At 45.8% G+C, this 6717-nt stretch carries 7 protein-coding genes; 3 read left to right on the forward strand and 4 right to left on the reverse strand.

The genetic code is table 11. The features are described from left to right. Positions 1-513: 513 nt before the first annotated feature. The gene (locus AB7D94_RS15760; RefSeq protein WP_420266953.1) at positions 514-1302 is read right to left on the reverse strand and encodes an AfsR/SARP family transcriptional regulator; all 789 of its coding nucleotides are present in this window, start codon (positions 1300-1302) and stop codon (positions 514-516) included. A 181-nt stretch (positions 1303-1483) separates the two neighbouring features. On the opposite strand from AB7D94_RS15760, the gene AB7D94_RS15765 reads away from it, so the two are divergent. After that, the gene (locus AB7D94_RS15765) at positions 1484-1654 is read left to right on the forward strand and encodes a hypothetical protein (protein ID WP_420266954.1); all 171 of its coding nucleotides are present in this window, start codon (positions 1484-1486) and stop codon (positions 1652-1654) included. A 36-nt stretch (positions 1655-1690) separates the two neighbouring features. Here the strand turns inward: AB7D94_RS15765 and AB7D94_RS15770 are convergent, their stop codons facing one another. Both AB7D94_RS15770 and AB7D94_RS15775 read right to left on the reverse strand, forming a co-directional pair. Next, positions 1691-2395, reverse strand: coding sequence for an RpnC/YadD family protein (locus tag AB7D94_RS15770; protein ID WP_420266955.1), 705 nt, complete (start codon positions 2393-2395; stop codon positions 1691-1693). Further along, on the reverse strand, positions 2349-2480 hold the full coding sequence (locus tag AB7D94_RS15775; RefSeq protein WP_420266956.1) for a hypothetical protein: 132 nt from the start codon (positions 2478-2480) through the stop codon (positions 2349-2351). The genes AB7D94_RS15770 and AB7D94_RS15775 overlap by 47 nt, the downstream gene beginning before the upstream one ends. Before the next feature lie 109 nt (positions 2481-2589). Between AB7D94_RS15775 and AB7D94_RS15780 the strand changes: the two genes are divergently transcribed. Then, the gene (locus AB7D94_RS15780; RefSeq protein WP_420266957.1) at positions 2590-4221 is read left to right on the forward strand and encodes a tetratricopeptide repeat protein; all 1632 of its coding nucleotides are present in this window, start codon (positions 2590-2592) and stop codon (positions 4219-4221) included. 4 nt (positions 4222-4225) lie between these two features. Next, a complete protein-coding gene (locus tag AB7D94_RS15785) occupies positions 4226-5800 on the forward strand; it encodes a tetratricopeptide repeat protein (RefSeq protein ID WP_420266959.1) in 1575 nt (524 codons plus the stop codon). A 10-nt stretch (positions 5801-5810) separates the two neighbouring features. Here the strand turns inward: AB7D94_RS15785 and AB7D94_RS15790 are convergent. Then, a partial coding sequence (locus AB7D94_RS15790; protein WP_420266962.1) for a hypothetical protein occupies positions 5811-6717 on the reverse strand: 907 nt, incomplete at its 5' end.

A 6717-nucleotide genomic window follows, 5' to 3' on the forward strand; every position in this document is an offset into this window, starting at 1 on the left:
TAAGTAAGCGGTAGTTGCTTAGTTTGTTGCCATCCTTGTCCCTTTCTGTCATTCCGGCTTGCAGACTGTGTCATAATTGCGCAGAATAATTCGTATTGTATTGTCGGTAATTATTGTCGAAAAGCTATCCCAAGTTGTGGACAATGAGTAATATAAGTAAGTCTGTCATTCCTGCAAAAGCAGGAATGACAGACTAAAGAATATGAAATCTTTGACCTCATTTAGGTATTAGAAAAAAGTCATAGGTCGAAATGTAAATGCAGTGATAGACATATAACTATGTGTTTTACATGTTTTGACTTTTTTTTGTAAAAAGTAATTGTGACACAGTCTGTTGTCCGGAATCGTTCCTTAAATGGTTGTTTCATGGTGATTTTGTCTATTCTGAGATATAAGGACAGATTTCGGACAAGCCGGAATGACGGCAGGGGGATTTAGAGCAAAAGCAAGGGGCAAAGGTACGGGCAGCAGAGTTAACTGCATAGGCATTATATTTTATTCCTCCGATAAAATTCATGGTTTGTGATTTTTCTTTATAGTCCTGATAAGACTTCTGGTTTCCTCAGACGGGTCAATGTCAAACATCGTGTTAAATACATGTTTGCATTTGTTATACGCGCAAAGCGCCTCCCCGTTCAGATTTGCTTTCAGGCAGCAGTCTATCATGCCACGGTAACATGTCTCCCGAAGGTTGTCGGTTTCTATGGCTTTTTTATACACATCTATGGCTTTGTCCCACTTATTGATACCCCTATAGTATGTTCCAGCATTGCAGCAAAGATTAACGAACATATCCTTTAGATGCTCTCTCTGATAGGCAATCCAAACATGATCCTGATCGCCCGGAAGAAAATCACCATTGTAAAGACTGAAGGCTTTATTGCATAAAACATCTATTTTCTGCTCAACGTCCGGTAACGCAATCATGCGATCGAACTCATTTGCAACATCCTGTAAGGCCAACACATCCGTCCAGCAGTCGTCGGAATTAAGACACGCATGGCTGTTATGAGTAACAATAACGCCTCGACGGCGTCCAAATAATTTCCTCAAACGATGGACTGTCACGCGAAAAACCGACGTCGCCTTATCGCCGTCTATGTCGGGCCACAACGCGTCCGACACCTTTGAAATGGCGACATCTTTTACTCCAAGAGCAATGATTGCCTTTAGCATTGCAATAGGTTTATCTTGAGAGTTCCCGATAATATTCACAAAATTGTTATCTATTGCTATCTTGAATCTACCGAGTGTGCAGATTTGTACCGGATAAGCCTCGCTCTCTGGAAAATTATGATTCATACCCGCTCCTTGTATCTTCTACAAAAATTGTCATATTTTTGCTTCCTCCCCAATAATTACATGTCCTCATTCTCTCTTAAAACAAATATGGGGCTTATGATACATGAACAGGTGTTACATATCTGTTACAGATTAGCATTTTAGGAAAAAAAAGAATACCAGCGGCGATGCCGGTGCGGGCGTGGCGCTCCTGATGCTGAATGAGCCACGAGAGTCAACTACCTATTTTGAGAGGGCATTTGTTCTTGAGCCAAACCTCACGGCAGCGGGTTCTCATCTGAATGCCGCAAAGTCACAAGTCGCTGTGGGAATCGGTGGCTCCGAGGCCGCCACAGCAAGTCCAAACTACTAAATCCGCCGTCTGTCGTGCCACCTCTGTGCCGGTGTCTTATATGCTATTTCCAAAAAACCCCATCAACTCATCCACTGACCCGGCTTTCTTGATAAGATTCTTGAACTCTTCCAATTTATCTATAGAACCTATAGCTCTAACCATATTCATAAGTTCAAGTCCGGCTGAAGCATATTTGAGCTCAAGCATTCCTTCTATTCCTTCAAGTAAGCCTTCCTGAAAAATCTGGCTGTCTCTGACATCAATCGTTATCGGCATCTTTTTTACCTCCTGATTTACCTTATTATACAATTTTCGCAAATCCGATAGATATAGCAATTTTAAAATGTAATCTTCCCTTGCTTTTAACGGTAACGTGGATAATTTCTCTAATATCCGGGCTATGGTAACGTCCATATCATCAGAATGACATAATATCGCCAACACGATGTCTTCGGGTTTTTCACTTTTAAGCAGCTCAGAACACTCTATGTCGCGGATGTCGAGTAATTCATACGAATAGCTGCCTGCTTTATTTTTCATATTGAGGGGTTTGTCTCCTACATATAGAACTACCTGTCTTGGAAGTTTTCCTAATTGATTAAAAACAAGGGCAGAATAAAGGTACATCCTCTTTAGCATATCCATGTCGTTGGTGCTCTGGATTTCCATGTGCAGAAGGCTGCCATCAGGAAGCTCTATGAGTAAATCCATCTCATTTAGTTGAATAATTTGGAAGCTGGATATCGAGAAACTTTCCATCTTCATACCCTGTGAGAATCTTAAGAAACTTAACAGGTATGTCCTTTAGCAAGTCCTTGAGCGTCAAATCAAATTTTTTATGCATTTTACCTCACATACGAATGAAATACACTGATAGCGTAACATAAATGGTGCTGACAATCCCAATCAATAGCTTTATTATCCATTAAAATATTATAATCACCCCTGAACAAATGGCCGGATACAATAAAAAAAGCATTCAAAGCACCGGCACCCTTCGTGCCGCTGACCTTGCCGCTGTCTGCCTTGTCCTTGCCGTCCTGGTGGTTTATCTGCCCGTGCGAAATTATGATTTTATCAGATATGATGATGAGAAATATGTCACCGAAAACCCGCAAGTCCTCAGAGGGTTGACGGCGGAGACAACCCTGTGGGCATTTAAGACGACGGAGATAGGGTTTTGGCAGCCGCTTTCGTGGCTTTCACACATGGTGGATGTCTCGGTGTTTGGCCTTAACGCCGGTGGGCATCACTTAGTTAATCTCTTGTTTCACGTTATTAACACCGTCATATTATTTTTTGCCCTGACTGCCTTAACGGTACCGGTGTGGCGTAGTGCCTTTGTGGCGGCGCTGTTTGCGGCTCATCCCATGCATGTGGAGTCTGTGGCGTGGATAGCCGAGCGAAAGGATGTGTTGAGCGGGTTTTTTTGGGTCATTGCTATGTGGGCCTATGCGTATTATGTGAGGAGGCCGTCGGCGGGGCGTTATATGGCCGTGTTGTGTTGTTTTATATTAGGGCTGATGTCAAAACCGATGATGGTAACGCTGCCCGTTGTGCTGCTGCTTTTGGATTATTGGCCGCTTGGGCGATTTTCAGAGACAGCCGGCAGGGCTAAAAGAACATTCGGCGCGTTAGCGCTTGAGAAATTGCCGATGATTGGGCTTTCGATAGCCTCGGCGCTCATTACGTTTTTTACCGAGAAGGGCAGCAGGGCAATTGCTGTGGCACCGCTTGATGGACGCATTATAAATGCCGTCGTTTCATATGCCCGTTATATCGAAAAGATGTTTTACCCTGTGGGGCTTTCGGTTATATATCCAATAAGCAGCGTTGCCTTTTGGCAGGTTGTCAGCAGCGCCTGCGTGATAGTAACCGTATCGGGCAGCGCGGTATGGTATATGAAGCGGTATCCCTACCTGTTTACGGGGTGGTTTTGGTTTCTCTGTGTGATGTTACCGTCAATAGGGATAGTGAAATTTGGGGCGATGGAGTTTCAGGCGATGGCCGACAGATATACGTATATGCCATATGTGGGGCTTTTTATTATACTGTCTATGTCTGTGCCAGACGATTGGCTTAAGATTCCTGCAAAGAAATACGCCACCGCGGCAGCCGCGATTGTCGTGGTGATTATCTGTATGGTTATCTCCTCAATGCAGCTCCGGTACTGGCGCGATACCATCACGCTTTTTCGTCACGCCATCAGTGTTACTGACCGTAACTATGTGGCGTATAATAATCTTGGCACGGCTTTGGCGATAAAGGGTCAGGACAACGCCTCCTACGCCGCGTTTGAGATGGCCGTATCCATAGAGCCTTCGTACAAGACCGCGTACATAAACATGGGAAACATACTGCTCCAGAGGAATAATCCGCAGGAGGCGATTAAAAATTACGAAAAGGCCATCGCAATTGATACTCAGCAGCCGGGGGCATATCATGGAATTGGCGTGGCCCTCCTTACAATGGGAAAAAAACGAGAAGCTGCGGCGTATTTCGAAAAGGCCCTCGCCTTAGACCCAAATCATCAGGCGGCCAGACATTACCTGTCAACATTACGCCAGAGCGACGGTGAAAAATAACCCCGTGAGCAAAATTAATATATCTATCCCCGCCCTGATTGTCATCCTCACATTGTTTGTATTTTCTGACGTAAGAACGTTTGAATTTTTGAACTATGACGATAATGTTCATATAACCCTTAATCAGCGCGTGACAACCGGCCTCAGCGTGGAAAACGCCCGTTGGGCATTTACTCACTCACATGATGGCAACTGGTATCCCATCACGCTGCTTTCATATATGGCTACGGTTGCACTGTTCGGCATGAAGCCGGGCGCTCATCACATGGTTGGGCTTATCATCCACATAATGAACTCAGTCCTGCTGTTTGCACTGTTCTATCGTATGACACAGGCGCGGTGGCGAAGCGCCTTTGTTGCCTTGTTATTTGCCGTACATCCTATGCACGTTGAATCAGTTGCCTGGATATCAGAGCGGAAGGATGTCCTCAGCGCCTTTTTCGGATTTCTCGCCATCATAGTTTATACGTATTATGCCAAAAGGCCGTCCACCGTTAAGTATATATGCGTTCTATTGTGTTTTATATTCAGCCTTATGTCCAAGCCCATGCTGGTGACGTTGCCGTTTGTGCTTCTGCTGCTTGATTTCTGGCCTTTAGGGCGTTTTGATATGGGTGTTAAGCGGCTGTTATTAGAAAAAACCCCTCTCATTATTCTTTCTATCGTGTCATCGGTTGTAACAATACAGGCACAAAAGGCGTGGGGGGCGGTTGTCTCGCTTGAGTACCTGCCTCTTAGGATTCGCCTTGAGAATATACCAGTGTCCTATCTTCGTTATATTATAAAACTGTTTGTCCCTGAGGGGCTTGCCTTTTTTTATCCGATACCTGATGTCATACCCGTGTGGCAGACGGGCGTGTCGGTTATCGTCCTACTATCAATTTCTATAACTGTCCTTGTAATGGCAAGACGGCTTCCCTATGTATTTACCGGCTGGTTTTGGTACATAGTGACACTTGTGCCGGTGATTGGGTTTGTGCAGGTGGGGTTACAGGCGATGGCCGACAGATATACGTACATACCATACGTCGGCCTATTTGCCATAGCGGCAATGGCACCGCCATCGTCAATATTTAGAATGCCATATAGTAAAAGCATCATCTCAATTGCCGCCGCCGTGGTGGTCATCCTGTGTGTAGCGAGGTCAAAGGCGCAGGTGAGCTATTGGCACGACTCTGTAACCCTGTATGAACATGCGATAGAGGCAGGTGGCGATAACTTTATGGCCTACTATGGTTTGGGGACTGTGTTGTCTTTGGAGGGCAAGGCAGACGAGGCGGCCACGGCGCTAAAGAAATCTATCCTTCTGCGGCCCACATACGCGAAGGCCTATACGAATCTTGGGATGGTCTTGTTGTTTCAGCTTCAGAGGCCGGAGGAGGCGATTTCCTATTTTTATAAGGCCATTGAGTTAGAACCGCGAAGTGCCAATGCCCAAAACGGCGCTGGCGCGGCACTGGCGATGTTAAAGCGTCCCCGCGACGCCGTCGCGTACTTTGAGAAGGCGTTAGAGCTTGACCCCAATTTGGAGGAGGCGCGCAGGAATTTAGACCTTGTACGGCGCGAAGCAGGCCAATAAGCCTTCGTCGCTATGGCATTCTCTTGTCCTTGTTCTTCATTTTTTTCCACTTATACCAGATGATTTCGTTACTTCCGGAGGGGTAGATGAGGCGTTTAATCTTGCGGTATGGGGCACCCCATATGCGGTTATACCAACTGTTGAAGCCGGTGCGCCGGGCGAGGGACAGTTCTTCGGTGGTCATCAACTGTGGCTGAAAACGTTTCTTATGCTTATAAATATGGTAGATATCTTCTCTGATGAGGCTGTCAAATATCTTGTTGCTTATATGGCCGAAGATTCCCGGCAGCGGCCTGAAGTATATGCTGACCTGGAAATCAATGAGATAGGGGCGCATGTCCTCGCCGACGATGATATTACCGAGTTTGTTGAGGTCGAGGTAAAATATGCGCCGTTGATGCAGTTGTTCTATTATAGCCCGCAGGGAGTCGAAAAATGTTTCGGGAAGTACACCCTTAAACTCGTGAAGCGTGGTGCCTTCGGCGAAGAGGTGAAAATATCCCCTCATACCAAAGCGAGGCCCGAGGGGTGGAATACCTTCTATGCCGTCAATCTTTTTATATATGCCGTACTCGCGGCGAGAGAAAAACACGGCCAGAGGACGCAGCAGCAGCCCGAATATAAACCGGAAGTCGGAGAGTTTTAATACATACCGTAAGCCACCGCCGTTTTTATATAACACGTTGACAGAAAAGAAGTCCTCCTTCAGTATTTTTTCATACCTGAAGACATTCCCGTTTATCTCTACCTGTGAAGGATATTTTTTGTCCATTGTTGGCATTATGACACAGAGTGCCAACAGTAATCCAGTGGCCGGAGTACTGAAGCCGCCAACGAGCGGCAGGTGGAGTTCAAAGGATAGAACGTGGTGAGATTTACGGGGTGAAGGGGAGTTACTCCCCTTCGTCGTTAATCCT

Source organism: Candidatus Magnetominusculus dajiuhuensis (genome assembly GCF_046044395.1).
GTDB lineage: Bacteria > Nitrospirota > Thermodesulfovibrionia > Thermodesulfovibrionales > Magnetobacteriaceae > Magnetominusculus > Magnetominusculus dajiuhuensis.